This is a genomic window from Rhizobium sp. GW821-FHT14E12 (genome assembly GCF_058803745.1).
Window position 1 is genome coordinate 29,006 of record NZ_JBXAPH010000015.1, and the last position, 21,312, is coordinate 50,317.

The window sequence follows — 21,312 nt, forward strand, 5'->3', positions numbered from 1 at the left end:
TCCCTGGTCCCCAGTACTCGGGCGCATCACCCGCTCGCGCCGCTGCAGACAATCTTCAGCGTCGGTCGCTCGATCCGTCGGCCGTCAAATGTCGGCAATGCGATCCCGTGGCGGTGAAAGATGGCCGTAAGTCGTTTGACATGCCGATCGGTGTCTCGGAGTTGCCCGCGCTCACGGGCGACCATGATGTCGTATGCTCCCATCTCGTCCCCAGGCAGGCCGCGCCCATCGAGGATCTCGAGCAGCTGCACAAGATGGCCGCGATAGTACGGCTCCGCGATCCGGGCGAGGTCGATCTCGTCGTTGCCACTCCTGCGGCCCATGCACCTCGCCACCTGCGCCTGTTCATGCTCGGAAAGCTCAACGGTGGCGAGGAAAGCTTCGTTGAACGCCATACGGCAGGCGCGGGCGACGTCGATTTCCGAACTTGTGTTGTAGGCCATCGGTTCCTCCCATGGCTGGCTGCTCGCGATGAATGGGAATAGGGGAGGGAGCACTTGGCCTCCTCTCGTCGGTCGTTAGGCTGGCGTCGGGAGCCACCTAGCGAGGCTGGTGCGATCGCTGACTGGCTCAGACTCCCGCAGCAGTGCGATCCGCCTTGTCTTCAAGCCGATCTTCACGCCATGCTTTGCGACGATCTCGCTCATGTCATCCCACATCAAGCCGACGCTCTCGCCATAATGAACGCGAGCGGGGAGGCTGTCAGCCGTATCGAGTGCCCGCTCTTCGGATCGTGTAAGTGGCAGGTCGCGAATTGCGTCCGCCATTTGCTGGATATCTCCGTGCTTGTATGGCGCAGCGATCCTTTCCAACAACCGTTCGTCGTTGCGCGACATGGACCTCATCAGCTTGGTAATCCGGGCCTTCTCGATCGGCTGGATTTCCTTGCTTGCAAGATAGGTTACACAGCGTCGCATCCGGTTTTCGCGCTGGATAGTTTCAGCCATCGACGTGAGAACTTTCGTCTCAATCTCGCCCGTCTCCGTGGCTGTATCGACGATCGCCTGAAGTAAGCCGACGTTGGCAGTGCTAATCGGGAATTTCTTGTTCATGTGGGCTCCTCTGCTCGGCAACTCGTTGATCTCACCGTCTGACTTTAGGATCCCACGCAGATTCGTCGGCTTCAACGAAAAATGCGTCAACTATCTTGTGTAAACAGATACTTGCAGAAGTTGTCCGCGCCGTACCGCACGATGTAAACAAACTTTCTTCTGTCGACGGACTAAGAAAAACCCCGCGTCGTCGGCGGGGTTGATACGGTCACTGAAATCCCTTGCTGCCCCATTACCCGCAAGCGAGGGCGGGGCCAGCCTCAGGGGTTTCCCAGTTCAGCCAAAGGCCGCGCTCCCAATCGGCAAGAGCGAGTTCGTCCATTTGCTCTGGGTTCTTCGGCTCCCATACGTCGAGGTAGCCATTGAGGCCACCGACGACATCAATGCCCTCAAGGAGCTCGATTCCGATCGTATCGAAACCGTTTGCTCGGTATTGCTGGCCCCTTTCATCGGTCTGGATGACTTCCTCGTAGGGAAAGAAAATGCCTTCACAGTCCAGTCCACCGTTGCGCAGCACCTTGAGATCGGCAAGGGGCAGGCCAACTCTGATACGTTCGAGGTCGGCATCATTCTCGGTCGGAATCCGCTTTACGGGGCAGGTGTCGATCAGCTTCCAATTCTCGCCCGAGATGGTGCTGTCGTCCGCATCGGCGAAGCGGCGGACTGTAATGGCGACGAACTCCCCCGGAATGCGAGTATCGGAGATGGTGTTGCGGATGGGCAGCAGCCAAGTCGCGATAGCTCCGTCACGACGGCTCGGGGGGACGAAGTTGCCGATAAGGCGCAGCTCGGCGGTGTCCATCCCTTCGATCAATTCATGGACAAAGGGGATATTGGAAAGCTCGTTGGCAGCGCGAACGATCGCGGCCGCGAGACGGCCCTTACGGTCGATTCCATTCATGTAGTGGGGCATTGGGGTGTGTTCCTCTCTGGTTTTCTTTGCAGCGGGCCGTCTGCGGCCTCACTCGATGCGTTTGGATGATTTTATGGCCTTCGGTAGCGGCTTGGATCGAAAACCGTACCTGCGAGCGGGGTCGTCGGATTGCGCGGGCGAGGGGCGACATTACAGAGGATGTTGTGCGTGAGCAGCGAAGGCTCGGCTCGCTTCAGAGCTTCGGCCTTCGCCATTCCCCATATGAAGGCATGAGACACGAAATGCTCATATAGCGGCTCGAAGACGACGGTTGGGGCATCGAAATCTGGAACCGGAACGACGATGCGGTATCCCTGTCCGTCTACATCGTAGTACGCGATCTTCTCGATCGCGATTGGTCTGCTGGTGAACATGTTTTATCTCCCTGTACGGTTCACTTGGCATCTTCAGCTTCAAAGAGGATGAGTAGCCTCTCCAGCTCGCTTCTCTCCCGGGTTTTCCGGTAACGAACTCGGGCGAGCTTGATGTCTTCAAGGGCAATGGCCGCGGCCCTCACGATACGATCCAAGCCGTCATAGGTTGCTTGGTGCGCTTTGAATTCCATCCCGGCCAGCGCGAACTTCCTCTTGTCCGCCTCGCTCTTGCGTTCCATCACGGCGGCTGCTCGGTCGAAAGCCTCCACCCCCGCGAAGTCGGCCGATTGCATCCGGCCCCGCAGTTCGGCCACACTGGATTCCAATTTGATCTCCACCGCTCTCACGGCGATCTCAACGTGATCCCTTGGCTTCAACGCCTCATTGGTCATCTCGTCCTCTCGGCAGGCAATAGTTGATCTCTTTGCCTGATCTAAGAGTCGCATGAGGGTTTGTCGGCCACAATGACTTCGCGGGAGGAAAATTAAGCGTATTTCGATACTTAGCGCGATCTTCCGCGCCAAATCTGGCCATGTAAACAAACTTTTTCTGCCAGCTAGGGAGGCACCTCGCCACCAAATTAGAAATTGACCATCAGCTGCAACGTATTGGCAAACATTCTGTGATGTCCTGGCTCGCAGTAGTTGAAACGAGGACTAAACATGAAGACCGTCGGCTTCACCATAATCGCGCTCCTCGGAGCGAATGTTGCTGTTGCGCAGGCTGGCGACGTTTTTACCTGCCGGAAGATTTCCAACGATTCCGCAAGATTGCAATGTTACGATGGCTTGTTCGGAATGACCGCAGGAGCATCTACCGGAGCAAACGCGGTGAAAGCCTCCAAAATGCAGTGGTCTGATCTTCAGACAGATTACCAAGACCTCGTCGGCCAAACCGTTACTACGACGGGCAGCTTCACATTTTTCGGAGAGAACGCGCTGCTGACAGACGACAGGGGCGGGATGGCAGCAATGCTCGTGAACATCGAAAAGCTGCCTCGCGACCAACGTAGAGCGCTCTATAAATCCTGCACAATGCCTTGCACGGTGAATATCACCGGAACGGTTGGCGATGTGATGATGCAGAGAGGGCTTACTGCCACAAACGTGACACTGGATTAGGCTACGCCAAGAAAGCAAAGGCTAGGCCGATGCGAACTCGATATTGAGGAGACCGTATCGGTAGCCTTCTCCGTATTCGCCATCGATCCCTTCAGCATCGCTTTCCAGTAGACTGAACCGGGCGCTCCCGAACGCCTCGGCTCCGTCACGGACGCCATTTAGGTATCCAGTGAAGAACCTGAACGCGTCGGTCCGCTTGGCCTTCGAAGCCTCGACTTCTGCCGCCGCGATGACGGCCGCAAAGCGATCCGGGAGTAGGGAAGAAGAGTTAGTAGGCATACGCCGCCGCCCGGTTTGCAGTCGACGGACCTGCTGCCAACGCACGCTCAACGTTCTGTCGCCTGGTGTTTGCAGGCGGCGGAATGAGGGTCTTGCAAGCCTCGACAATCTGGCCGACTTGTCCAAATCGGAAAGCCATGCCTGGTAGATCAGGGGAGGCGCTATATCTCTTATCCAGCTGCCCTTTCTCATCGAGCGCGAAACAGAAATACATCGGCGAGTTGGTTACGCCGTCGGGCTGCGGCGGGATCTTGTCGAAAGACATCTTACCGTTTTCATAGTACGGATTAGCGCGAAAGTTCGATGTATAGAGTGCGAAACTCGTCGTCGTGCCATCGTCGTTCGTGCGGCGCATTGTACCGATCTTCGAAAATCCGAGATGCGGGTATTTCGTAAGGCTCCGTCCGTTCGGCTCAGCGGGAATCAACCTAATGTGTGTCGGGAGTGCCTTGGCGACTTGATTGTACGTCGCTCCACCGACGGCAGCCATGCCGCGCTCAGTTTTCATACCGACGATTTGCGGAGCCATATATGGCTTTGCTGCGGCCCGGGCGGCGGCCTGCTTGGCCTCGTGGGCCTTACGATCTTCGCCCGAGAACCACGCGCTTGGCCCGGATTTGCCGGAAATAGCGTTTTGGCGAGCTGCCAGTGCGGCATCGTAGTATTCCTTGATTGGTTGGTATGATCGAGCGGCAACTGCTGACATGATTTTGACCTCCTGTTTCCAAGATTCTGCTTGTCGGCGGAACCAGGAACAAAGGAAAAATCGAGCCTACTCAGCTACTTAGTTGACATCCGCAGGTGTGACCGAACCCTGTCAGCAAAAGAATTTTCAGAAGCCCACGAACTTGGTCTTCGCCTCCGAAGGGCTGCCACTCGAGTCCGACTTTACGGGCCGCTGTTTGGCGATCCGCTTCGGGACGTCCTCGATCATCTGGGAGAGGGTTACGGCGTCGTGGATTGGGTCCGCGATATTCGCGAATGCATCCAGGCGGCCGAGGGCATGAAGAGCCATCGCAAAGGTGTTCAGCGAAATCCCCGGGTCGCCGTTCTCTAAACGGTGCAGCGTCCCACGGGATACTCCGATCCGCTTGGCGAAGTCGTCGGCAGTCATCCTTCGGACACGGCGGGCGAGGGAGATGTCAGCTCCGATCTTCGCAATGACACGATCGATCTGCAGGTGGACTACCGCACCGCCCTTTGTCGTCTTCACTATGTTTCTCATGTCTCGTATCTGATACAGGACAATGTTTTACGTTCTATATATCATACCTAAAGGTGCCTGCGAATACCAGGCATTTTCAGCTGTTGCCCTAGTCCCACGCGGAGAACGACAAAAGCCCGCCGAAGGCGGGCCGCGTCGGTAATCCAAACCGATACTTCGTTATTCGTAGCAATCTCCGGTGAGCCGAGCCCGGATTGCGTAGGCGTTCCGTGCGGCCTGATCATTTCGAAGTTCAATCTGTTCTGGGGTGAGAGTGAGAAAGCCCCTGTCCTTGCCGCCACCCAACTTGCGGCGCTCGGCCGACACGAGCTGCCAACAGGATTCTGTCCGCTTCCAGAATGCGACAACACCATAAGTCGCCCAGGAAGCTCGAGGCCAATTAGGACCGCCACAGCGGGTTTCGAGGATCGCCTTCACGCGTTGTTCTGGCGGAATTCCGAGGCGTTCCAGTTGAGCTTCACCGTCTCGCTCGATGACTACGAGATGATCGACCGTCTTCGGAAAGTCCTCGAAGCGCGATGCTCCCCGGAGGGTCCTTAGGTAGCCTGAGATATTCTGCGGCCTCGATGTGCAAACGCCGCAGTCCATAAGCATCTGTTGAGTGAAATTGAGGACCATCGATCGGCTCCCGAGGGATGAGGGGAGGGCTTCTGGTCCTCCCGGGGTATCGGATCTAGGCGGCTCGTCTTGGCCGAGCGCCACCTTCGACGCGTTGGTTGATGATTTCTAGGCAATTGCCCACGATGGACGAGCCTGCTCTGTGGCGGGTGACCAGGTCGAAGAACGTCTGGTCGCCCAGTGGCTCTCCGTTCTTCCCATCGGACATGAACTTGATGCCGATCTCTGAGAAGGCGATGTGGTGAGCCTCGATTTTCATCATGCGCTCGGCCGCGATGATTGCGAGAGTGAGCCCCTTCGCGGTATCAGGGAACCGTTGCCTAACTGCGTAGACGAAATCCTTCTTGCTTCCGTCATAGGTAGCGATTTCGATTGCAATGTGGTCCAATTTGTTTGTCTCCCGTTGAGGCAACTCGTTGATCTCCTTGCCTATTCTTAGAGTCTCACGGGAACTGATCGGCCACAACGGGCCGACGTGAAAAAACGACATGTAATCAGATAGTTGAAGGAATATCGGCCGTAGAATCAGGCTTCGTACACAAACTTTTTTCCGGGTCGTCCTGTGGCGATTGCCACGCTGTCAGACCGTTCCCCTTGCTGGCCAAGCTCGTCATTCCTTCTTTGTGTGCTTCCTCCGGACAGCGTCCATGCCCGCGATATATGACTCGAGCAATCCATAACGGTCTAGAATTCGAAATGGATTTCGAGATGCGACATGATGTCTAAGTTCATCATCAATCTCGCACCAAGAACACCTGTCAACACCAGCTGTGGGTTCTCGGCATTTCTCACAATAGTGGGTGCTTAGACCGATATCAGAGCCATCGAATAGGAAAGGTTGTCCACCCTTGGTGGTTAAATAGGGTGTAGCTGAGCTCCTACCAACACGTAGTTCATGGTAGTCACAGCCGACTTCTTCCGCCAATCCAGCTAGTTTGGCCTTCGCCTCGTCGGATGCCCTTGCGCCACATATGATGTTTGTGATGGAACTGCGCGGGACATCCAAGAGCATCATCGAGCCAGCGGCGCGGGTGTCTGATTTCTCTACGATCATCCGTCTCTCCTGCTCGTAGCTCCAGCAGGTCATTTTAGTAAAATACGCGGAGTGGAGAACGGCATTACGCAGCCAATGGGTGTGGCGATATTTTCCTACGCGATAGGCCCGGGTAAGGAAATCGGAAAGCTCAGGCCGCGGCGTATCTGAGTATTTTACATCTCCAAAGACCGCATCAGGGAAACTCTCTAATAGTTGTTCTTCCGAAAATTCGATGACGAAGCCTTGGTGGTTTTGCGCATAGTGAGCCCACATTGGGATAACGATGGGCGATCATGAGAAGCATGTAACGGGAAATTGGGTATTTTCGCCCATAATATCGAGGTAAAACGCCAATTCTTCCGCGTTGTTATCATAATCAACGGTAAGAAATAGCTCGTATGGATCGTTGAAATCCTTCGGAAGCGAGAATTTCATAGTAGCTCTATCGGTAACATTGAAAACATTACCTATGAATTCCGAGGAAATATATTTGTAAAGCTTCTTTGGCTTATCAGTCATCGCCTGGCCAATCTTGTTCCTGTCGTGAGGCAGCAGAGCATAGGAAGCGTGTCAAGGGCAGGACCCTGCCACGACCATGTTTTAAGTGCAACTCTAACAAGACGCTGTAGCGCTGGTTGTGTCGGGAGCACCCTGCAAAGTTCGGCGTTAGCCCCCCGGCGCAACCCTTCCCTATGGTGTCGCGCTCTTTTGAATTCCGGGGAGGGGTTCTCACCGCTCCCCATTTAGTGTTGACGACTAGGCTGTCGGCAGTGATGCCGCTGCGCCTGCCTTATGCAGATGGATAGCGGCCTCGGTAATCGCCCCGTTTGCCTCTCGAAGATGGCGAGCCGCATCGATCAACGCCTGCAGGTGATCGAGAGCAACCTTCGCCTCTGCCGATAAGAGGTTGAAAACCTCATCGTTCTGAATCCGAGTATTCGGGCCAGCAAGGGTGCGGAACTTTCGGAATGCCTTGTCGATCTCTCCCTCGATCTCTTGGATGATAGCCCGACGGTCTCTATTCATCTCTGCGACACGGGCCTTGAAACGGAAGGGATTGTCGGCGCGGTCTCGCATTCGGGGGTTCTTCCATCGCTGTTCCTCCTTGCATGCCCGCGTTGCCTCCTCGACCACATTCCGCGGGGTCGGCACTAAGGAGATAACCCGCGCTCCCGTAATTGGGTCGGTGCGAAGCGTCTCGGCGTTGGCTGCCATAACCTTGTCGGCAGGCAGAGTTGCCGATACCAGGGCGGACTTCGCTGCGCAACCTTTCGTCTTCTTTTGCTGGCGGGGGAAGCCGTTCTTTCGCACATTGCGAGCCAGCGCTGACGGGCTGACACCGAGGATTTTTGCGATCTCGGCGTTAGGAATTTTTCGGTTTCGAAGGTCGGCAATTATTGCCATGTTCTCCGGCGTGAATGCTTTGGTCGTATTGGTCATTTTGTTCCTCTCTGGAAGGCAACTCGTTGATCTCCTTGCCTGTTTTAATAGTCCCATGAGGAATGATCGGCCGCAAACGGAAAAGCGACGAAAACCTTTTATAATCATATAGTTGAACTACTGTTGACCGCCCCATCAGGCTTTGTAAACGAACTTTCTCGTTGATGGACGGTCGACCGCGAGCTTTGTCGTCTTGACGTCACGGCATGGATAGCCATTTGATCATATAGAATACGAGAAGTTGCGATCAGCGATTCTCCTCTACACCTGGGCAGTGACAAAATGAACGACGAAGACGACAAGGACAGCGGGGAGCTCCCGGTCGATAAGCACGCGAAGACCGCGCGTGATGAGGACCTGCCTGCCGCTGCAGACCTCGAAAACGTCCAGCGTCAATTCGATGCAGCTAAGCTCGCCCGCGACTCTGCCCACTTTTCGACACTGCAGGCTATCAAACAAGGTACCGCAGATATCGCTTACTCGGAGTCGCTGCGGTTAGCCTTGAAGCCGCTCGCTGACCTCAAAGCCAACCTCGCCGCTACCCGTGTGACGGCAATTGATCCGGCTAACCTTTCGCCGCTCGGCGCAGTCACATCGTCATTCCTTCCCCAGGTCATCACCAAGCAGATTGCCGCCGACAACGCATACTCCGAGATGATGCGTAACGCATTGCATCCACTCGCGAGCCTGACCCCTAATCTCACAGCGACCTACCCCATGGCGAGTGAGCTGACCAAGGTTCCCTCGTTCGGCGCGAGCGTGTCTCCGATCGAGTCCTTGGCGGCGAAGGCGATGCTGGGCATCCAACCGTTCAAGTACGATGTGGGGTTCGAGGTAAGGAAGTCGTGGGAGGACGCCCTTCAGCCGCTCAGCGGCATTCAGTCGGCCATCGGAAAAATCGAGGCACAACAAAGCACAGAGAGGAAGTCGTTACTGGCGTCACTGGTTGGCCCGATGGGCGACCTTGTGAAGGTCGGACAGTGGGCCAGCGCAATAAACGGTATTAGCAGCACCAATGTTGCCGGGTTGTTTGGCCGAAGCCTCGCGCCTGCGGTGGACGACGCTCGCTCGGCACTCATGCGTACGCTCACTGGACCGATTGTCGCCGATCAAGTGAGGATGACCGCGTTACTTGGTCTCGAAAGCCGATTTGGTCCCGAGCTTGAGACCACCCGGCTCAGGATGTCGATGATGGCCGCGATCGGAGAGATGTCCGATTCACGCAGCAGGCTCAATGCGGACGCCTATCGCTCTTTGTTCGGTGCGTGGCGTAGCCGCCCTGGCCTCCCCGAGAACTTCTTCCGCGACAACCGTGTGCGTGAGCGCATGTATCGTGAGGCCGAGGTCGATGATGGGCTGATTACAGCGACACCGAGTGTAGCGCTCGAAATCATGATCGAGAGCGGTCTTACGCCCGGATTGCGAGATGACACGAACGCGGTGGCGGTCTTCATCCTCGGCGAAGTGTCCATGACGATCCATTCGAGCGATACGCAGAAGGACGCTTACGCAGCGCTCAAGCGATTCGAACAGGAAATGCGTGCCTACATCACCCGCAAGCTTGAAGAACGATCGGGAGACGAATGGTTCAAAGAGCGAGCATCGCATCTGATGGGTAAGGCGAAGGAAACTCGGAAGGCCGCGATGCAGCGAGGTGAGAAATTGGCCCCCTTGATCGAGTTCACCGATCTGGGAGATCTCAACAACGTCATACTCAGCAAGGCGAACTGGGAAGAGGTTTTCGGCGACGTATTTGTCAACCGCACAGCGTTCGATCACGACATGCAAAAGCTCGTCGCGGTACGGCGTCCGACGATGCACGGCCGCCCGATCGACGGAGTGCGCCTGGTCGAGATGATGTGTGTCATGCAGCGATTGTCGGAACAGATGGCCGACGACGGTGCGTGGAAGATCGCCGCCGAATCCGATCGCTGACCCAAATTCGTCGCCGATCAAGGTAGGAACCCCGCGTGGTTGGCGGAATTCCCGATCTTCGTCCGACTGCTGGCAACTAGGCGGCGACAATCAAGCCATGCAAAGCTCGCTTGGTGATGATCTCGGCCTGCGGCTTTGTGACGATTAGACGGGTTCCGCCGCTGTGTCCGGCGCGAATACTGACACGGCTGACGGCTACTAGGTGCCATCCCCCCGCTCCACGCTCAATACGAAGCCATGTGGTCGTCATCGCGTACTTGTAGGCACGGGCAGGACCGCTGGGTGTGTAGACTGCTACGGCTCCTTTTCTCTTGTTCTTGGGAATGCCGCGGGCCTCAAGCATCTGTTCGGCCTCCTTGGCCACCTCGTATGCGGCGAAAGCTCGAAGCGTGTTCGCCTGGGCTTTCCCGTTCGCTTGAGAGAATTCCGTTTCGACCTTTTTCCGGTTCTTGTCGGTGAGGCTGACTTTCATGTTCGTTTTCCTATCCCTTCTGGTGGTTCTCTTATGGATTAGGGGGAGGGGGCAATGCCCTCCCCGGAGTAAGCACTCAGCGGCGCTTACGCGGCAGAGCGTCGAACTGTGCCTCCGCTGCCCTGATGATCTTCGCTTTGAGGTCAACGGCCTTGCCTATTTCCTCGACGGTCATCTCGGCCCAGAAGAACCATTTTCGATGATTTTCTTTGCCCTCGCCAAGCACCTGGGCGCTTTCGAAATCGGCCCATCCGCTAGTGATCTGGAGTTCGCGGGTCTTTTCGTTCGCCGAAACCATGGCTTCGTAAGCCGTGCCGTCCAGCATGTAGACGACGGCGGCGGTGTTGCTTGCCTTGCCCTTAGTAAGGGTGATGTGCGCGGCCAAGATGATAACGCCGCAATCGATAGCTTCGGTGGTCTTCGCGGCCTCAATGTTTAACTTAGTGAGGCGCTTCGCTTCGATGTCTGCATATGCCTGGTCGTATCCCTTTATGCTCCGTGCAACGCGCTCCTGATAACTCGCAACCTGACGGCGGACAGATTCGATGCTGTCGTTAACGTCGTAGGCAAGGTCTCTGTTGGCGTACATCGCAGATGAATTGTAGTCGGCCTTCCAATTCTTGTCGGCCGCCTCATAGGCAGCTCCCGTGCGCGTCTCGATCTCGGCGAGGTCCGCGAGGAAGGTGGCAAACTTGCCATCTACTTCGGCGGCGAGGGCACTTAGGACGGTGGCGTTGATCAGATTTTCCATGGTGATTTCTTTCCCCGGTGTTTTGTTCTTCTCAGCGTTAAGTCGTTGATCTCCTTAACTGTTCTTAGTGTCTCATGCCGTTCGATCGGCCTCAACAAAAAATTGGTCAACAATCTTTGATAATCAAAGACTTAGAAGAGTTAGCCCCACCAAATTGAGCATTGTAAACAAACTTTTTTCTCGGTTGTCAGAGTGATCGGCGGACAAAGAAAAACCCGCTCGGCGGCGGGTTTTTCATATTCGAAATCCTTGGTCCCTAGTCCCTCACGCGGTCTTTTTCAGGCCGAGCCACGCGGTCGGTGGGTACGCGAAAAGTATCTGACCGAACACAGTATCCGGATTTTGGCGATGGATCGTCGCGCAGTCCAGCCACCAGTCGCCGTCAACCCTTTTGAGGCCGAGCCACAAGGTCATGTCGCCCTCGATCGCAAGTGGCCAGCTTGCGCTCACGCCGACCCGGTCCTCTGGTTTCCTCCCCTTGCGGTCCAGGCGGCCTTCCATAGAGCCTATCGTGCTGGCAATGTTGTCAACGATCGCAGCCGTCCGCTTTCGGATTTTGGCGGCGGTCGTCATGTCACCCTTGGAAAGAGTGGCTATCTCTTCGGCGGTCAATGTACGAATCGTCTGGGCGTGAACGGTGATGATGATCACGGAATCGAATGATGTCGTCGTTGCGCTCAGGGCGGCCGCACAAAGGTTCTCGGCGGACAGATCGAACATACGATCGATGAATTTTGGGTTGCGAATGATGATGCGGGCTTTGATTGGCATGTGGATTTCCTCTCTGGGATTTTTGTTCTCGGCAGGGGCGGAGATGGGTTGGTGTCCTCCCCGGGTGTCGGCGGCTACTGGCGTTCCAGCTTGGCCCTTATCTGGAGCGCGGCGGCTCTCTGCGTTTCCGGGTTCCTCAAGGCTTCATGCTCGACGCGGGTTACGCGATAGATGAGGATTCCGGCCTGGCGGATTTGGACGTCCGCCGCTCCGGGTTCGGCGGACATGGCGGCATTGTAAAGCGCCTTCTGGTTTTCCAGCTTCGAGCTGAAGGACCACTGGTTCTCACCGTTGGGAACGACGGTAACCGAACGTGGCGTGTGAAGTCTCTTGGGCTTCTTGGTCGCTTCGTAGGCGGCGATCGATGCACTATTAGCGGCGACCCTCTGGATCATTTCCATCTGGAAAAGAATAGTATTCACTGCGGCCTCCTCGATAGTCAGGTCTTTGTTTTCCTTACATTTTTAGTATCCCACGCCGCCCAATCGGCCACAACATGAATGTGGTCAACAATGTTGTGTAATCAAAGACTTGAAGGATTTGGTGAGGTCCTGTTGAGGTCTGTAAACAAACTTTCATTCAAGCGGTCCTGGGGGGGCACGTCTCGACCACCTCCGGGCTCGGCTTCAGAAATTGAACGCAGATGATACCGAACGGGAGAAGCCCTCGGCGAGCGGGGTCCCGCGTCCTAGCTTCGAAATTGTGAGGCTTTAGCCGAACGAAGGAAGCGGCCCCGATCTTGGGCCTGTGGCTCCGGCGCGGCCGGATCGGCTGAGATTAGGGAAGAAAGGCGGCAACCCGTGCGCATGCGTAGGGGCAGAACCTCCACCAATCCCCGAGGCCTTGCCCTACTACCCCACTAAAACAACGCCGAACGAGCGACGATACGCCTAATCTTTGTCGGCGCTTGGTCGCCAGGTTTAGCAAAATGCCAACCGCTTTCGTTGTCGTCTGTCTGCAGATAGTCGCGCAGATGGATACGCAATTCCGGCCACCCAGCTTTACTTATATGTTCGTGCAGGTTCAGAAATTCGTCTAGGCTGAGATAGAAGGTCGGGTCTCTTCCCAGCGCCTGCTTGTAAGCCGAGTAAGCACCCTCGATGATAGCTCTACCCGGGTTCATTTTTCCAGACATTATGTCCGCCCGTGCAGTATAGATGGTATAATGGTAGGCTCGAACGCCCTCGGCCGCGAGATGTTTCAAGAACCAATCAAAATGTTCCTGAGCTTCGGACACCCACCGATCAACTGACGCAATAGACGATCCCGGTAACAATACGTCTCCATAAATTCGTCGTCTGACCTGTTCAAACTTGTGAGCGCGGTGTGCGCGGTTTTTTGGCACGGGCGTGAAGTTCGCCTTACACCAATGGCAACGGAACCGCTGATCACCGCGAGGTTTCCCGTTTTTCACGCAATCGCCGCTGCCACAATCGGGACAGTGAACCAGCTCACGGGCCATCGGTATTCTCATTTGGAATTCCGATCAGTCACGTCGCGATCACGTTGCTCTTTCCATGAACGCAACTCCCTGAGTAACGCCGTCACTGCGCCGATAACGGCGGCGAGCGCGGCAAGCGCGGTTGTGAGAATTGTTACAGATGTTATGTCCATGTGGGCCTCTCAACGACGTTTGTTGATAAGCCAAAATATAATCTGCGCAGGGTTGCTCAAAAAGTCTAAATCCATGCGAATCAATGGATTCTACTTTCAGATAGATTTTTGATCCAACCGAATATTTGATTTGTCAATGAAAGATTGTGAACTTCGCGGATAAAAGATCGACGCGATCTCAGCAAAAGAAGCCTACTCTTTCAAGCTCAATGCGTCAAACCGTAGAGATAAGGCTCACTTGCAAGCGCGTTAAGCGGCCTTGAGGTCCAACACCTACGCCTGCGACTTGGAAAGTTCACGACCGAGCACAACGAGATTCCAAGCGAAGTCGTGAGCGCCGACCAGATGGGATTGGAGGGGATCTGCAAACAAGCTGTAGACATGCCCCTGCTCGGCCGTCAGTGCGTGTTTGGCATCAAGGGCGGCTCTAATCGCATCCATACGTCCCTGCGCTTCCTTGGCCTTGTCCAGCAGTTGCGCGATTTCGTCGGCCTGCTGAGTAAGCAACAAAGAAAGCTCGCCTCCATCCAATCGGGCAAGCCCCTTGTCGCCGTGCTTCCAAATCTCCATGTCGATGATGTTCTCTGTCATGGCATCAGGGCTCCTACGCGGGTAAGTCTGGACGCCCGAGCACCACGAGGTTGTCGAAGCTGCGATCCTCGTTGAAGGAGGCATGGTCGAGGGCGCAGGTAGCCTCAGACAGCAAGGTCGCGACCTGGCGCAGCTTATCGACCGCGTTCGTCATATGTCGGAGCGTATCGGGCTTCATGTGGCCACACCGCAAGATGGTGAACATGTTGATGTCATCAGCTGACAGATAAAAATCGTGAGATCCTCTGCGAACATCCGCAAGAAAGCATTCGATCTCGGTATCGATAGGCGGGATACTGCGATCCGGTGCGCTTTCCATTCGAGCCAGCCTGCGCTCTGCTAAGTCGATGACGTTGCTCTGCATGGATCACAAACTCCGTTATGTCAACGCGAACAAGATAGGACCCAAAGGGTTACTCCGTCAAGGCGGAGAATACTGGCTAACTGGCTGGTAAAGATCACAAATCAGGGCTTCATTAACTCCAGTTGCAGATACCCCACAAAATTGAATCCCGAACGTAAAATTCGCTTGCTAGGTTGAATCGAGCCCGGCATGGTGAAGCCCATTTATAGGCTCTTGCCCTCGCCTGATCCCGGTGGTTGGCGGAGCATACTGGAAGGAGACGATGCATGGCCGGATTTCGCAATACTTTCGTTCTTGGCTTCTTTGTAGTTGTCCTCGGCCCGGTTATCGGCGGTGGCTACATCGCAAATCGTAATCTCCAGAACCGCGCCGTCGCGGAAGTTCGAGAACAGATCTATCCGACCGCCTGCGCCTACTACAAGGGGATGACGACGTGGCAGCGCTGGACCACGCCGCTCGGCTGGCAGGATGGCTGGTGCGACGACTATCTGGACCGGATGTAAGGATATCGACATGAGAACCATCGCCAGCGTCGCCGCCCTCGGCATCCTGCTCCTGAACCCGCTCACGCTCTCCGTAGCGGGTGGCATTGCATGGAATCAGGACTTCCAGCGTTCTACGCTGAGGGACTTCTACGAGGCGAACTATGCCGAGGTCTGCCCGATCTATCGGGACGCCTCTTCATGGGATCGCTGGTTTGATAGTCGGATCCGCAACAAGAGCTGGTGCAAGGACTACCTCAACCGCATCTAAGCGTCTGAACAGGCAGAATGAAAGAACCCGCCCGACGACGGCGGGTTTTTCTTTAGGCATTCGACGGTTCATTGTCCGATGGTCTTCTTGATCTCGGCATTGATGAGGGCGATTGCCTCGTCCGCCGAAATCTCGCCTATGATCCAACGGACGCGAATGTCAGCAATCTCTGGCGTAGTGAGCAAACCCTTGGACGACTGGGTTCGATCAACCACTTCGGACAGTGGCCGTCGCTTTTTGCGTTCAGCGTTTTCCGCAGCGAGTACCTGCTCGGCCGTGATTTCAGTCTTCCCTCGCGGCGTCAGCGCAAGGCCGCCGTGTTGAACACCATAACCGATCGTTTCAAGCTCCTTCGCAATTCGCTCTCGACCGTCCGGACGAGGCTGCAAGGCGCTGACGAAATGGTCCGACGTGCGAGCGGTGTATCCGGCTTTCGCGAACGCTCTGCCGATTTCTCCGATTTCGGAGGTCCGGAAGCCGATCGTGGGCAATAGGAAACCGATGCCTTCATTGTCCGACCATTCGAGATAAACGGTTTTCATTGGCCTTCAAGTTCCCGGTAGTGTGCGTAGCGAATGACGCGGCAAAGTTGTTTGCGGACACAATCGCCATAGATCCGACCTTCCGGCAAGTGAGATTTTCGAGAGGGACTTGATCAGAGGTAGCTCCAAGGACACGCCACGATAGGCTGTCATGCCAGTTTACAGTCGCAAGGGTATTTGCGCATATGCTCGGGCGCAAGCGACGGGGGGAACGCATGGGGCAGCGCTGGAATTCCATGAAGGAAGACGTTTGGACCGTCGTGGGTAGCGGCCTAATCGCCTGCCTGGTGGGTAGCGTTCTTTTGACCTTCGTGGCCATCGTCGCCTTTGTTGCGAGGTCCATCTATTTCTTGAAGACGGGCCTCTGGCCGCAAAATTTGTGTAGCGCTCTTCAGATCTTCATTCCTCACCCAACGTGTTCGATAACAACGGATTGGATCGGGTTGGACAGGATTGTGGCTTACCTGATGGTGGAAATCGATATGTCGCTTTCCTGCCTCATCGCCGCGGGCATTCTCCTTGTCTGCCCTCTGGTCTACGGCATCCTGCTTTTCGGCATGGCCGCTTCGGATCGCACTCGGTAGCGTTGGCGCAAGAGAAGCACGCTACGCAAGGCTATCCCCGTAAGTGTAGTAGCTTGATCGCCGACACGCATGAGGTAGTCTGGGCGCAGTGCTTCGGGGGCGGCAATGGGCGGCAGGCAAGTTACGAATATTCTGCTGGCAATCATCGCGGCGGTCCTGCTGTTTGGAAGCGCAGCGGTTACAGGCGCGCTGAAATGGGTCGCCATCGTCTGCGGGTCTCTCCTGCTCCTCTTCGCTCCCCTCGCGTTCGCGATCTATTTGTTCAAGGAAAGCGTGAAAGCAATTCAGGAGGCCAAGGGGCAAGGCCGCGACACACTGGTGATGACGATTTTCGGCTTGGTGCTGTTGGGTTTCCTTCCGATCGTCTGCGGCTATGCCTTGCTAGTGTGGTACGATGGCGTCCCCGATCCGCTCGGCGTAGTAACGGAGTCGTGGGTTGGAAGAACCTGGCTCGGAATCCTGGTTGTGGGCGGCTTATCAGCTGCGGCTTCCTTTCTCCACACTCGTCGGGCGAACATAATCCCCACGCTCCGATATGGTCTTTCGCTGCTGATCCGGTCGCCTCTAGCGCCCTTCTTTTTGTCGAGCTACGGATGGCGGAAAGCCCGAACGGCAGGCGATGGTGTTCTCTCCAGCGCGGCTTCCGCATTCCTCGGATTGCTTTTTGGTCTTATGTTCTGGCTGATACTCTTGATGATTGCAGTGCCTTTGTTCAGCCTGTAAGTCCTTTCCATTTATGATGATCTATATTCTTTAGCGAAGGCTTCAGCGATCGCATCGGGCGAGTTCGAACCTTGAAAGTCCATAAGGTGTCCCAGCGAATACGCGGTCGCCATATAGCCCTCGCTCTTTGTGCTAGGCGTAGGCGCGGTGTGCACGAGACCATGCAAAACAAGAATATGAATAGCGCTCTTGATTTGCGTTCGGGGAACTCTGGCGTAGTTCACGATCTGCTCATAATTGAGAAACGTCCGGCCGCGTTTTTCTCGGCGTGAGACGATCAATAGATAGATTTTTAGTGCATGAAGCTCCGTCGGCCGTCGAAGATGGAAATCGCGGAAGGCTGTCATCACGCCGTCGACATATAACCCCCTCGCTGGGAGTTTAGCCCAGCCACGTTCCGGGTCGAAATCAGCCAAAGTGTAGACACTTTGTTTTGTGGCATCTCGCTCGATCAGCTTGAACGACACCAGAACATCGATACCAGCTGCAATCTTTGTTCGACTGAGCGATGTTGCTCGTTGCAGCTCGTCGTAAGTGATTTTGGCGACGCCCTCCTCATTGATCCTATGAGCGATAGCGAGGAACGCCAGGAGCGCGGCGGTGTGGTTCGACTTCCCAGCCGTCCAGCTGAATCGAGAAAGCCCTTTGTTCTCGATCCATGCGCTCGGCAGTTTGATCCACGGCCAGTATCTATGTTGAACCATCACCGATCCCTCTTTGTCGCAATGTAGACGACATAAATCGCGAAGGCGGCAAGGCCAATTGCAGCAAGCGCAATGACGCCCTGCATGCGATCGGGCGGTGCGGCAAATACAAGATTGAAAGCGGTAGTAAGAAGATTGGCCATTTTTAAAACTCCATCGATTTTTTTCCGATGAATTTTTTTACGCAGCCCACAAGATATAATCTAGATATGCGTACTCGGATATAGCCTTCCAGAAACCCGATATTCTACAGTTAAATCAAATGGATATATGCCAGTTGCTACAGTCGTTATAACAGTCCAATATAGTCCATGAGCGAGGGTTTTTGTGAAAATTGAGGCGTTCCTGACGTCCTCCAGCGCTCAAATCGCCCCTTATCCCTACCAAGAATTCTCGGCTACCCAAAACAGAAAACCCGCCCCGGAGATCAATACAGGGCGGGTTTCAGCGAGTACAATGCACTCAAGCTGGATGTGATACATGGTCCGAGAAAACCTGCTCACAATCAAACTGTGCTCATCGGCTTTGTCGGCCGCAAGTGAATTCTTGAGATCTCTCGGTTACCCACTCCGGGGTGGTGGCGAGCGCGAGAAGCAGGGACGGTGGCAGCACTGCCATGTCCACCTCCAGTGGAAAGCCTGCCTCCTGCAATAGCTGCCACATGATGACGGGCGCGGACAAATCGTCCGGGGTCAACCATTTGCCTTGGCCTACCGAGGTGAAGCCGCTTTCATGAATGAGCCGCTCGATCTCCTCGCTGTAGCCCCGCGAGACTCCGTCGGGGAAGGTGACAGAAAGTAGGTATTTCTCGCCGCCCTGCTCAACCCACGAAAGCTCGACGAAGTTCATTCGGAAGTCTTTCGAATTTCCACCGCCTGCTGGGCTTCCCATTCGGCGATCTCGGCCTCGGTCCAGCGCACGCTTGAGGGCATCGCACTGCACACAACCGAGTTTCGTGTAAAGTGTGGTCATCTTCAGCTCCTTACCTTTCCCGTCGCTCCCCAATTTAGGACCCATTGGGTTCCCTCATCAACGGTTTTGGATGCGCATGAGACTATCTTCGATCGCGTGGTTAACAGGGTAGTTAACGCATGGGTTGCTAGGCTAATTGGCTATTGACGGGGGGAATCGAGCCCGGCACTTCTTGTCCCTAGCACCAAGTGTCCAGGAGTCAGTGGATGGATTTCACAGCGAAGTCGTACATGGCCGATCCGCACTTCAAGCAACTGATTAAGGGATTGGAGCAATGATGGATGCGAGCGTACTGAGAGCGAAATATCCTCGCCTGATCCCTGAGCGGTTCGGCTTTGAATTCCATGAGGATGGGGGCTGGCTGGGGCTGCTCGATGACTTCTTTGCAGTCGTAGATCGCGTGCTTCCGACCGATGCCCCGTTCCAGCTTCTACAAGTCAAGGAGAAGTTCGGCGGCCTTCGGATCTACTATCACATCGACGGCGTTGTTCCTGACGCGGTCTCGAACGAAATCAGGGATGCTTTAGTGCGAGCCGATGCTCGCAGCGAGCATACCTGCGAGGTCTGCGGAAAGCGCGGAAGCACCCATAGATTGGGCACCTACATCCTGACCGTCTGCGAGGAACACGCGGAAGTCAACGGTCGTGTGGCGATCCCGGAGACTGGCCGCACGAGTATTATCAGAACCAATTCCACTGGCTTTCAGCGCTATGACTTCGACATGGACGCTTTCGTTCCGTGCGATCCGCCGGAGGGTTGGTGATCATGATCGGAATCAAAGAAGCAGCCGAACGTCTCGGGGTATCGATTCTGTACCTCATGAAAATCATCGAGGTCGGCGATGTGGTGCCCACGACCGTGAATCGACACGACGGCGAGCTATGGCGGGAGGAAACGGAAATTCTGTTTTCGGATTCCGATCTCGAAGTGTTTGCGGCCGAAATCCGGGAGCGACGTTTCGAGCACGTCTTTGTGCAACATGGCTACGTCTTGGACAAGGATGCAAGCTTTGCCTTCGGAAAGGGATGGGAACGCATTGTCCGCGAACTGGCAACGGCTCTTGGCGCGCTGGATGGGCCGCCTCGCATCACTGGCGGCAAGGAGAAGTTCGGCTCGCTCATCGTTCGTATTGCCTACCAGCGAACCCAGATGAAGGCCGTCGAGGTGCTGAAAGAAGCTGCGCGCAAGAAGTCGGTCACGATCTGCGAGGAATGCGGGCAACCCGGCCGCCTGCGAATGGGCGTTTCTATCTGCAAGACGACTTGTGATCGGCATGCCCATCTTGCGGCCCCTTTCCGCGATGATGACGGAGAAATCATCGATCTGCCTCCGTCGGACGGGCCTATCTACAACGACGGCCGATAGGGAGTGTGTGGGTTGGACAGATGAAGGCGGAAGACGCAAACGCGCTGGCCGCCGAATTCGAAAACATATGGCGCGACGAATTCGCCGCCCTTCCCGATGACCTCGCGCCGCTTGTTCGCGATCTCTTCGTGGCAATGGATGAACTCAACCATCTCAGACCCGCAGATCGTCGCCTGACCTGGGTCGATGTCAGCTTCCGTCGTGACGGCAAGGTCTGGAAGGCATATGCCACCCCGCGCGTCGCGCGCCAGAAGTGGAATGCCATGCAGGCGCTCCACCTGATGCAAGCGCTCAAAGGCTTCAATCAAAGGACGGAAGGCCAGACGTGGGCATATATCGCTCCTCGTTGGTCGATGGATGAAATCATGGACTTGGCGCACAAGGAACTCGATGCGATCCGCGATAGCAGAAGCTTCTGTGATGGCGAGACAGCCATGAAGGTCGAAGGCTTTTGCCAGCGTTGGCAGGATTTCGCCAAGGAACTGACGAACGCAGGAAGCTAATCGCGAGCGCCTTTTGACGACTCGGCAGGTCTGCGAACGTTTCTGAACGAGTGCGAACGAAATTCGATGATGGTTCGATGCCTCGTGGATTGCACGATGCGGCGGGCATCACTTCTTGGGACTTCATCAACTCCAAGCCAAGCTCAACGCCAAAACCCTTCAAAATCGAACAATGCAAGAACATTTCCAGTGGAGAGCACTACTACCCGGCTCGCACGCGACCAAACATCTATAGTATATATGGCCGAGTTAGAAACAGAGGGGACAATTCGAAAGGCGTAGAAAATAACAAGAAGATCCCACTTCATTAACCGCAAGCCCGCAGCCAATCTCTTACACGCAGTCAACGTTGCAGAAATCGAAGGGCGCAGCCTGAACTACTTTGTGACGCTGAACTTTCTTCACACCGCCTGTCCACCCAACGAGGTGAGCGCACGGTTTGAGAAGCTGCGCGATAACTATTTCAATCCGTGGCTTCGACGTTGCTCGCAGGACCGCAAGAAAGAAGGACCCCCGACATTCGTTTGGACGCTCGAGAATGCGAACGGATGTCTAAACGCACACTGGCTCGTTTTCCTTCCTGCCAGACGTGTCGGAGATTTTAAAGCCC

Annotated in this window: 31 protein-coding genes; 9 read left to right on the top strand and 22 right to left on the bottom strand. The window is 55.4% G+C overall.

Going from position 1 to position 21,312, the window contains the following annotated elements:
- Window positions 1-26: 26 nt before the first annotated feature.
- The 5 genes from AC1RO0_RS29510 to AC1RO0_RS29530 all read right to left on the bottom strand — a co-directional run bounded on the left by AC1RO0_RS29510 (window position 27) and on the right by AC1RO0_RS29530 (window position 2,731).
- Entirely contained in the window at window positions 27-443 is a 417-nt protein-coding gene (locus tag AC1RO0_RS29510) for a hypothetical protein (RefSeq protein WP_498596086.1), read from the bottom strand.
- A 75-nt stretch (window positions 444-518) separates the two neighbouring features.
- A complete protein-coding gene (locus AC1RO0_RS29515) occupies window positions 519-1,052 on the bottom strand; it encodes a hypothetical protein (protein ID WP_498596087.1) in 534 nt (177 codons plus the stop codon).
- A 232-nt stretch (window positions 1,053-1,284) separates the two neighbouring features.
- Window positions 1,285-1,965 (bottom strand): hypothetical protein, encoded by a 681-nt coding sequence (locus tag AC1RO0_RS29520; protein WP_498596088.1) that lies wholly within the window; start codon window positions 1,963-1,965, stop codon window positions 1,285-1,287.
- Window positions 1,966-2,036: 71 nt separating this feature from the next.
- Window positions 2,037-2,339 carry a hypothetical protein gene (locus AC1RO0_RS29525; RefSeq protein ID WP_498596089.1) on the bottom strand — a complete coding sequence of 101 codons (303 nt, stop codon included), beginning with the start codon at window positions 2,337-2,339 and terminating at the stop codon, window positions 2,037-2,039.
- Window positions 2,340-2,359: 20 nt separating this feature from the next.
- On the bottom strand, window positions 2,360-2,731 hold the full coding sequence (locus tag AC1RO0_RS29530) for a hypothetical protein (RefSeq protein ID WP_498596090.1): 372 nt from the start codon (window positions 2,729-2,731) through the stop codon (window positions 2,360-2,362).
- Window positions 2,732-3,001: 270 nt separating this feature from the next.
- Between AC1RO0_RS29530 and AC1RO0_RS29535 the strand changes: the two genes are divergently transcribed.
- Window positions 3,002-3,460, top strand: a complete 459-nt coding sequence (locus AC1RO0_RS29535) for a hypothetical protein (protein ID WP_498596091.1) — start codon at window positions 3,002-3,004, stop codon at window positions 3,458-3,460.
- Between the two features lie 268 nt (window positions 3,461-3,728).
- Here the strand turns inward: AC1RO0_RS29535 and AC1RO0_RS29540 are convergent, their stop codons facing one another.
- The 6 genes from AC1RO0_RS29540 to AC1RO0_RS29565 form a co-directional block, all read right to left on the bottom strand.
- Window positions 3,729-4,445, bottom strand: a complete 717-nt coding sequence (locus tag AC1RO0_RS29540; protein WP_498596092.1) for a DUF6656 family protein — start codon at window positions 4,443-4,445, stop codon at window positions 3,729-3,731.
- Between the two features lie 126 nt (window positions 4,446-4,571).
- Entirely contained in the window at window positions 4,572-4,952 is a 381-nt protein-coding gene (locus AC1RO0_RS29545; RefSeq protein ID WP_498596093.1) for a helix-turn-helix domain-containing protein, read from the bottom strand.
- Window positions 4,953-5,123: 171 nt separating this feature from the next.
- Complete coding sequence (locus AC1RO0_RS29550; RefSeq protein WP_498596094.1) at window positions 5,124-5,582, bottom strand: hypothetical protein; 459 nt, start codon at window positions 5,580-5,582, stop codon at window positions 5,124-5,126.
- Window positions 5,583-5,637: 55 nt separating this feature from the next.
- Window positions 5,638-5,970, bottom strand: a complete 333-nt coding sequence (locus tag AC1RO0_RS29555; RefSeq protein ID WP_498596095.1) for a hypothetical protein — start codon at window positions 5,968-5,970, stop codon at window positions 5,638-5,640.
- A 222-nt stretch (window positions 5,971-6,192) separates the two neighbouring features.
- Window positions 6,193-6,891, bottom strand: a complete 699-nt coding sequence (locus AC1RO0_RS29560) for a DUF2971 domain-containing protein (protein ID WP_498596096.1) — start codon at window positions 6,889-6,891, stop codon at window positions 6,193-6,195.
- 483 nt (window positions 6,892-7,374) lie between these two features.
- Window positions 7,375-8,058, bottom strand: a complete 684-nt coding sequence (locus AC1RO0_RS29565) for a helix-turn-helix domain-containing protein (RefSeq protein ID WP_498596097.1) — start codon at window positions 8,056-8,058, stop codon at window positions 7,375-7,377.
- 282 nt (window positions 8,059-8,340) lie between these two features.
- On the opposite strand from AC1RO0_RS29565, the gene AC1RO0_RS29570 reads away from it, so the two are divergent.
- Complete coding sequence (locus AC1RO0_RS29570; RefSeq protein ID WP_498596098.1) at window positions 8,341-9,993, top strand: Swt1 family HEPN domain-containing protein; 1,653 nt, start codon at window positions 8,341-8,343, stop codon at window positions 9,991-9,993.
- A gap of 76 nt (window positions 9,994-10,069) precedes the next feature.
- Here AC1RO0_RS29570 and AC1RO0_RS29575 read toward each other — a convergent pair whose 3' ends face one another.
- The 7 genes from AC1RO0_RS29575 to AC1RO0_RS29605 form a co-directional block, all read right to left on the bottom strand.
- Window positions 10,070-10,465: a hypothetical protein gene (locus AC1RO0_RS29575; RefSeq protein ID WP_498596099.1), complete on the bottom strand. Its 396-nt coding sequence runs from the start codon at window positions 10,463-10,465 to the stop codon at window positions 10,070-10,072.
- A gap of 76 nt (window positions 10,466-10,541) precedes the next feature.
- Complete coding sequence (locus tag AC1RO0_RS29580) at window positions 10,542-11,216, bottom strand: hypothetical protein (protein ID WP_498596100.1); 675 nt, start codon at window positions 11,214-11,216, stop codon at window positions 10,542-10,544.
- A gap of 264 nt (window positions 11,217-11,480) precedes the next feature.
- Window positions 11,481-11,987 (bottom strand): hypothetical protein, encoded by a 507-nt coding sequence (locus AC1RO0_RS29585; protein ID WP_498596101.1) that lies wholly within the window; start codon window positions 11,985-11,987, stop codon window positions 11,481-11,483.
- A gap of 74 nt (window positions 11,988-12,061) precedes the next feature.
- A complete protein-coding gene (locus AC1RO0_RS29590; protein WP_498596102.1) occupies window positions 12,062-12,409 on the bottom strand; it encodes a hypothetical protein in 348 nt (115 codons plus the stop codon).
- 437 nt (window positions 12,410-12,846) lie between these two features.
- Window positions 12,847-13,449, bottom strand: a complete 603-nt coding sequence (locus AC1RO0_RS29595; protein WP_498596103.1) for an IS1/IS1595 family N-terminal zinc-binding domain-containing protein — start codon at window positions 13,447-13,449, stop codon at window positions 12,847-12,849.
- A gap of 425 nt (window positions 13,450-13,874) precedes the next feature.
- Complete coding sequence (locus AC1RO0_RS29600; protein WP_498596104.1) at window positions 13,875-14,192, bottom strand: hypothetical protein; 318 nt, start codon at window positions 14,190-14,192, stop codon at window positions 13,875-13,877.
- 13 nt (window positions 14,193-14,205) lie between these two features.
- Window positions 14,206-14,556: a hypothetical protein gene (locus tag AC1RO0_RS29605; protein ID WP_498596105.1), complete on the bottom strand. Its 351-nt coding sequence runs from the start codon at window positions 14,554-14,556 to the stop codon at window positions 14,206-14,208.
- Window positions 14,557-14,822: 266 nt separating this feature from the next.
- On the opposite strand from AC1RO0_RS29605, the gene AC1RO0_RS29610 reads away from it, so the two are divergent.
- Window positions 14,823-15,059, top strand: a complete 237-nt coding sequence (locus AC1RO0_RS29610; RefSeq protein WP_498596106.1) for a hypothetical protein — start codon at window positions 14,823-14,825, stop codon at window positions 15,057-15,059.
- Between the two features lie 10 nt (window positions 15,060-15,069).
- The gene (locus AC1RO0_RS29615; RefSeq protein ID WP_498596107.1) at window positions 15,070-15,309 is read left to right on the top strand and encodes a hypothetical protein; all 240 of its coding nucleotides are present in this window, start codon (window positions 15,070-15,072) and stop codon (window positions 15,307-15,309) included.
- Between the two features lie 68 nt (window positions 15,310-15,377).
- Here the strand turns inward: AC1RO0_RS29615 and AC1RO0_RS29620 are convergent, their stop codons facing one another.
- Window positions 15,378-15,800 carry a hypothetical protein gene (locus AC1RO0_RS29620; RefSeq protein WP_498596108.1) on the bottom strand — a complete coding sequence of 141 codons (423 nt, stop codon included), beginning with the start codon at window positions 15,798-15,800 and terminating at the stop codon, window positions 15,378-15,380.
- Between the two features lie 266 nt (window positions 15,801-16,066).
- Between AC1RO0_RS29620 and AC1RO0_RS29625 the strand changes: the two genes are divergently transcribed.
- Both AC1RO0_RS29625 and AC1RO0_RS29630 read left to right on the top strand, forming a co-directional pair.
- Window positions 16,067-16,435 (top strand): hypothetical protein, encoded by a 369-nt coding sequence (locus AC1RO0_RS29625; RefSeq protein ID WP_498596109.1) that lies wholly within the window; start codon window positions 16,067-16,069, stop codon window positions 16,433-16,435.
- A 105-nt stretch (window positions 16,436-16,540) separates the two neighbouring features.
- Window positions 16,541-17,158: a hypothetical protein gene (locus tag AC1RO0_RS29630; protein ID WP_498596110.1), complete on the top strand. Its 618-nt coding sequence runs from the start codon at window positions 16,541-16,543 to the stop codon at window positions 17,156-17,158.
- A gap of 11 nt (window positions 17,159-17,169) precedes the next feature.
- On the opposite strand, the gene AC1RO0_RS29635 is transcribed toward AC1RO0_RS29630, so the two are convergent.
- From AC1RO0_RS29635 to AC1RO0_RS29645, 3 genes are all read right to left on the bottom strand, one after another.
- Window positions 17,170-17,862, bottom strand: coding sequence for a hypothetical protein (locus AC1RO0_RS29635; RefSeq protein WP_498596111.1), 693 nt, complete (start codon window positions 17,860-17,862; stop codon window positions 17,170-17,172).
- The gene (locus tag AC1RO0_RS29640) at window positions 17,862-18,005 is read right to left on the bottom strand and encodes a hypothetical protein (protein ID WP_498596112.1); all 144 of its coding nucleotides are present in this window, start codon (window positions 18,003-18,005) and stop codon (window positions 17,862-17,864) included. Before AC1RO0_RS29640 ends, AC1RO0_RS29635 begins: the two co-directional genes overlap by 1 nt.
- A 373-nt stretch (window positions 18,006-18,378) precedes the next feature.
- Entirely contained in the window at window positions 18,379-18,834 is a 456-nt protein-coding gene (locus tag AC1RO0_RS29645; RefSeq protein ID WP_498596113.1) for a hypothetical protein, read from the bottom strand.
- Window positions 18,835-19,108: 274 nt separating this feature from the next.
- Here AC1RO0_RS29645 and AC1RO0_RS29650 point away from each other — a divergent pair, with 274 nt between their 5' ends.
- From AC1RO0_RS29650 to AC1RO0_RS29660, 3 genes are read left to right on the top strand one after another with little or no spacing between them, the layout of a single operon-like run.
- Window positions 19,109-19,597 (top strand): hypothetical protein, encoded by a 489-nt coding sequence (locus AC1RO0_RS29650; RefSeq protein WP_498596114.1) that lies wholly within the window; start codon window positions 19,109-19,111, stop codon window positions 19,595-19,597.
- A gap of 2 nt (window positions 19,598-19,599) precedes the next feature.
- On the top strand, window positions 19,600-20,199 hold the full coding sequence (locus AC1RO0_RS29655; RefSeq protein ID WP_498596115.1) for a hypothetical protein: 600 nt from the start codon (window positions 19,600-19,602) through the stop codon (window positions 20,197-20,199).
- Window positions 20,200-20,219: 20 nt separating this feature from the next.
- Window positions 20,220-20,702: a hypothetical protein gene (locus AC1RO0_RS29660; protein ID WP_498596116.1), complete on the top strand. Its 483-nt coding sequence runs from the start codon at window positions 20,220-20,222 to the stop codon at window positions 20,700-20,702.
- Window positions 20,703-21,312 lie beyond the last annotated feature (610 nt).

Bases quoted from the DNA above. Each gene is read 5' to 3' on its own strand.
- AC1RO0_RS29650 (WP_498596114.1), top strand. From the start codon at position 19,109: ATGATGGATGCGAGCGTACTGAGAGCGAAATATCCTCGCCTGATCCCT.
- AC1RO0_RS29560 (WP_498596096.1), bottom strand. From the start codon at position 6,891: ATGTGGGCTCACTATGCGCAAAACCACCAAGGCTTCGTCATCGAATTT.
- AC1RO0_RS29610 (WP_498596106.1), top strand. From the start codon at position 14,823: ATGGCCGGATTTCGCAATACTTTCGTTCTTGGCTTCTTTGTAGTTGTC.
- AC1RO0_RS29635 (WP_498596111.1), bottom strand. From the start codon at position 17,862: ATGGTTCAACATAGATACTGGCCGTGGATCAAACTGCCGAGCGCATGG.
- AC1RO0_RS29660 (WP_498596116.1), top strand. From the start codon at position 20,220: ATGAAGGCGGAAGACGCAAACGCGCTGGCCGCCGAATTCGAAAACATA.
- AC1RO0_RS29520 (WP_498596088.1), bottom strand. From the start codon at position 1,965: ATGCCCCACTACATGAATGGAATCGACCGTAAGGGCCGTCTCGCGGCC.
- AC1RO0_RS29525 (WP_498596089.1), bottom strand. From the start codon at position 2,339: ATGTTCACCAGCAGACCAATCGCGATCGAGAAGATCGCGTACTACGAT.
- AC1RO0_RS29535 (WP_498596091.1), top strand. From the start codon at position 3,002: ATGAAGACCGTCGGCTTCACCATAATCGCGCTCCTCGGAGCGAATGTT.
- AC1RO0_RS29570 (WP_498596098.1), top strand. From the start codon at position 8,341: ATGAACGACGAAGACGACAAGGACAGCGGGGAGCTCCCGGTCGATAAG.
- AC1RO0_RS29575 (WP_498596099.1), bottom strand. From the start codon at position 10,465: ATGAAAGTCAGCCTCACCGACAAGAACCGGAAAAAGGTCGAAACGGAA.
- AC1RO0_RS29645 (WP_498596113.1), bottom strand. From the start codon at position 18,834: ATGACCACACTTTACACGAAACTCGGTTGTGTGCAGTGCGATGCCCTC.
- AC1RO0_RS29630 (WP_498596110.1), top strand. From the start codon at position 16,541: ATGGGCGGCAGGCAAGTTACGAATATTCTGCTGGCAATCATCGCGGCG.
- AC1RO0_RS29540 (WP_498596092.1), bottom strand. From the start codon at position 4,445: ATGTCAGCAGTTGCCGCTCGATCATACCAACCAATCAAGGAATACTAC.
- AC1RO0_RS29515 (WP_498596087.1), bottom strand. From the start codon at position 1,052: ATGAACAAGAAATTCCCGATTAGCACTGCCAACGTCGGCTTACTTCAG.
- AC1RO0_RS29655 (WP_498596115.1), top strand. From the start codon at position 19,600: ATGATCGGAATCAAAGAAGCAGCCGAACGTCTCGGGGTATCGATTCTG.
- AC1RO0_RS29625 (WP_498596109.1), top strand. From the start codon at position 16,067: ATGGGGCAGCGCTGGAATTCCATGAAGGAAGACGTTTGGACCGTCGTG.
- AC1RO0_RS29600 (WP_498596104.1), bottom strand. From the start codon at position 14,192: ATGACAGAGAACATCATCGACATGGAGATTTGGAAGCACGGCGACAAG.
- AC1RO0_RS29510 (WP_498596086.1), bottom strand. From the start codon at position 443: ATGGCCTACAACACAAGTTCGGAAATCGACGTCGCCCGCGCCTGCCGT.
- AC1RO0_RS29550 (WP_498596094.1), bottom strand. From the start codon at position 5,582: ATGGTCCTCAATTTCACTCAACAGATGCTTATGGACTGCGGCGTTTGC.
- AC1RO0_RS29580 (WP_498596100.1), bottom strand. From the start codon at position 11,216: ATGGAAAATCTGATCAACGCCACCGTCCTAAGTGCCCTCGCCGCCGAA.
- AC1RO0_RS29565 (WP_498596097.1), bottom strand. From the start codon at position 8,058: ATGACCAATACGACCAAAGCATTCACGCCGGAGAACATGGCAATAATT.
- AC1RO0_RS29615 (WP_498596107.1), top strand. From the start codon at position 15,070: ATGAGAACCATCGCCAGCGTCGCCGCCCTCGGCATCCTGCTCCTGAAC.
- AC1RO0_RS29585 (WP_498596101.1), bottom strand. From the start codon at position 11,987: ATGCCAATCAAAGCCCGCATCATCATTCGCAACCCAAAATTCATCGAT.
- AC1RO0_RS29530 (WP_498596090.1), bottom strand. From the start codon at position 2,731: ATGACCAATGAGGCGTTGAAGCCAAGGGATCACGTTGAGATCGCCGTG.
- AC1RO0_RS29605 (WP_498596105.1), bottom strand. From the start codon at position 14,556: ATGCAGAGCAACGTCATCGACTTAGCAGAGCGCAGGCTGGCTCGAATG.
- AC1RO0_RS29595 (WP_498596103.1), bottom strand. From the start codon at position 13,449: ATGGCCCGTGAGCTGGTTCACTGTCCCGATTGTGGCAGCGGCGATTGC.
- AC1RO0_RS29640 (WP_498596112.1), bottom strand. From the start codon at position 18,005: ATGGCCAATCTTCTTACTACCGCTTTCAATCTTGTATTTGCCGCACCG.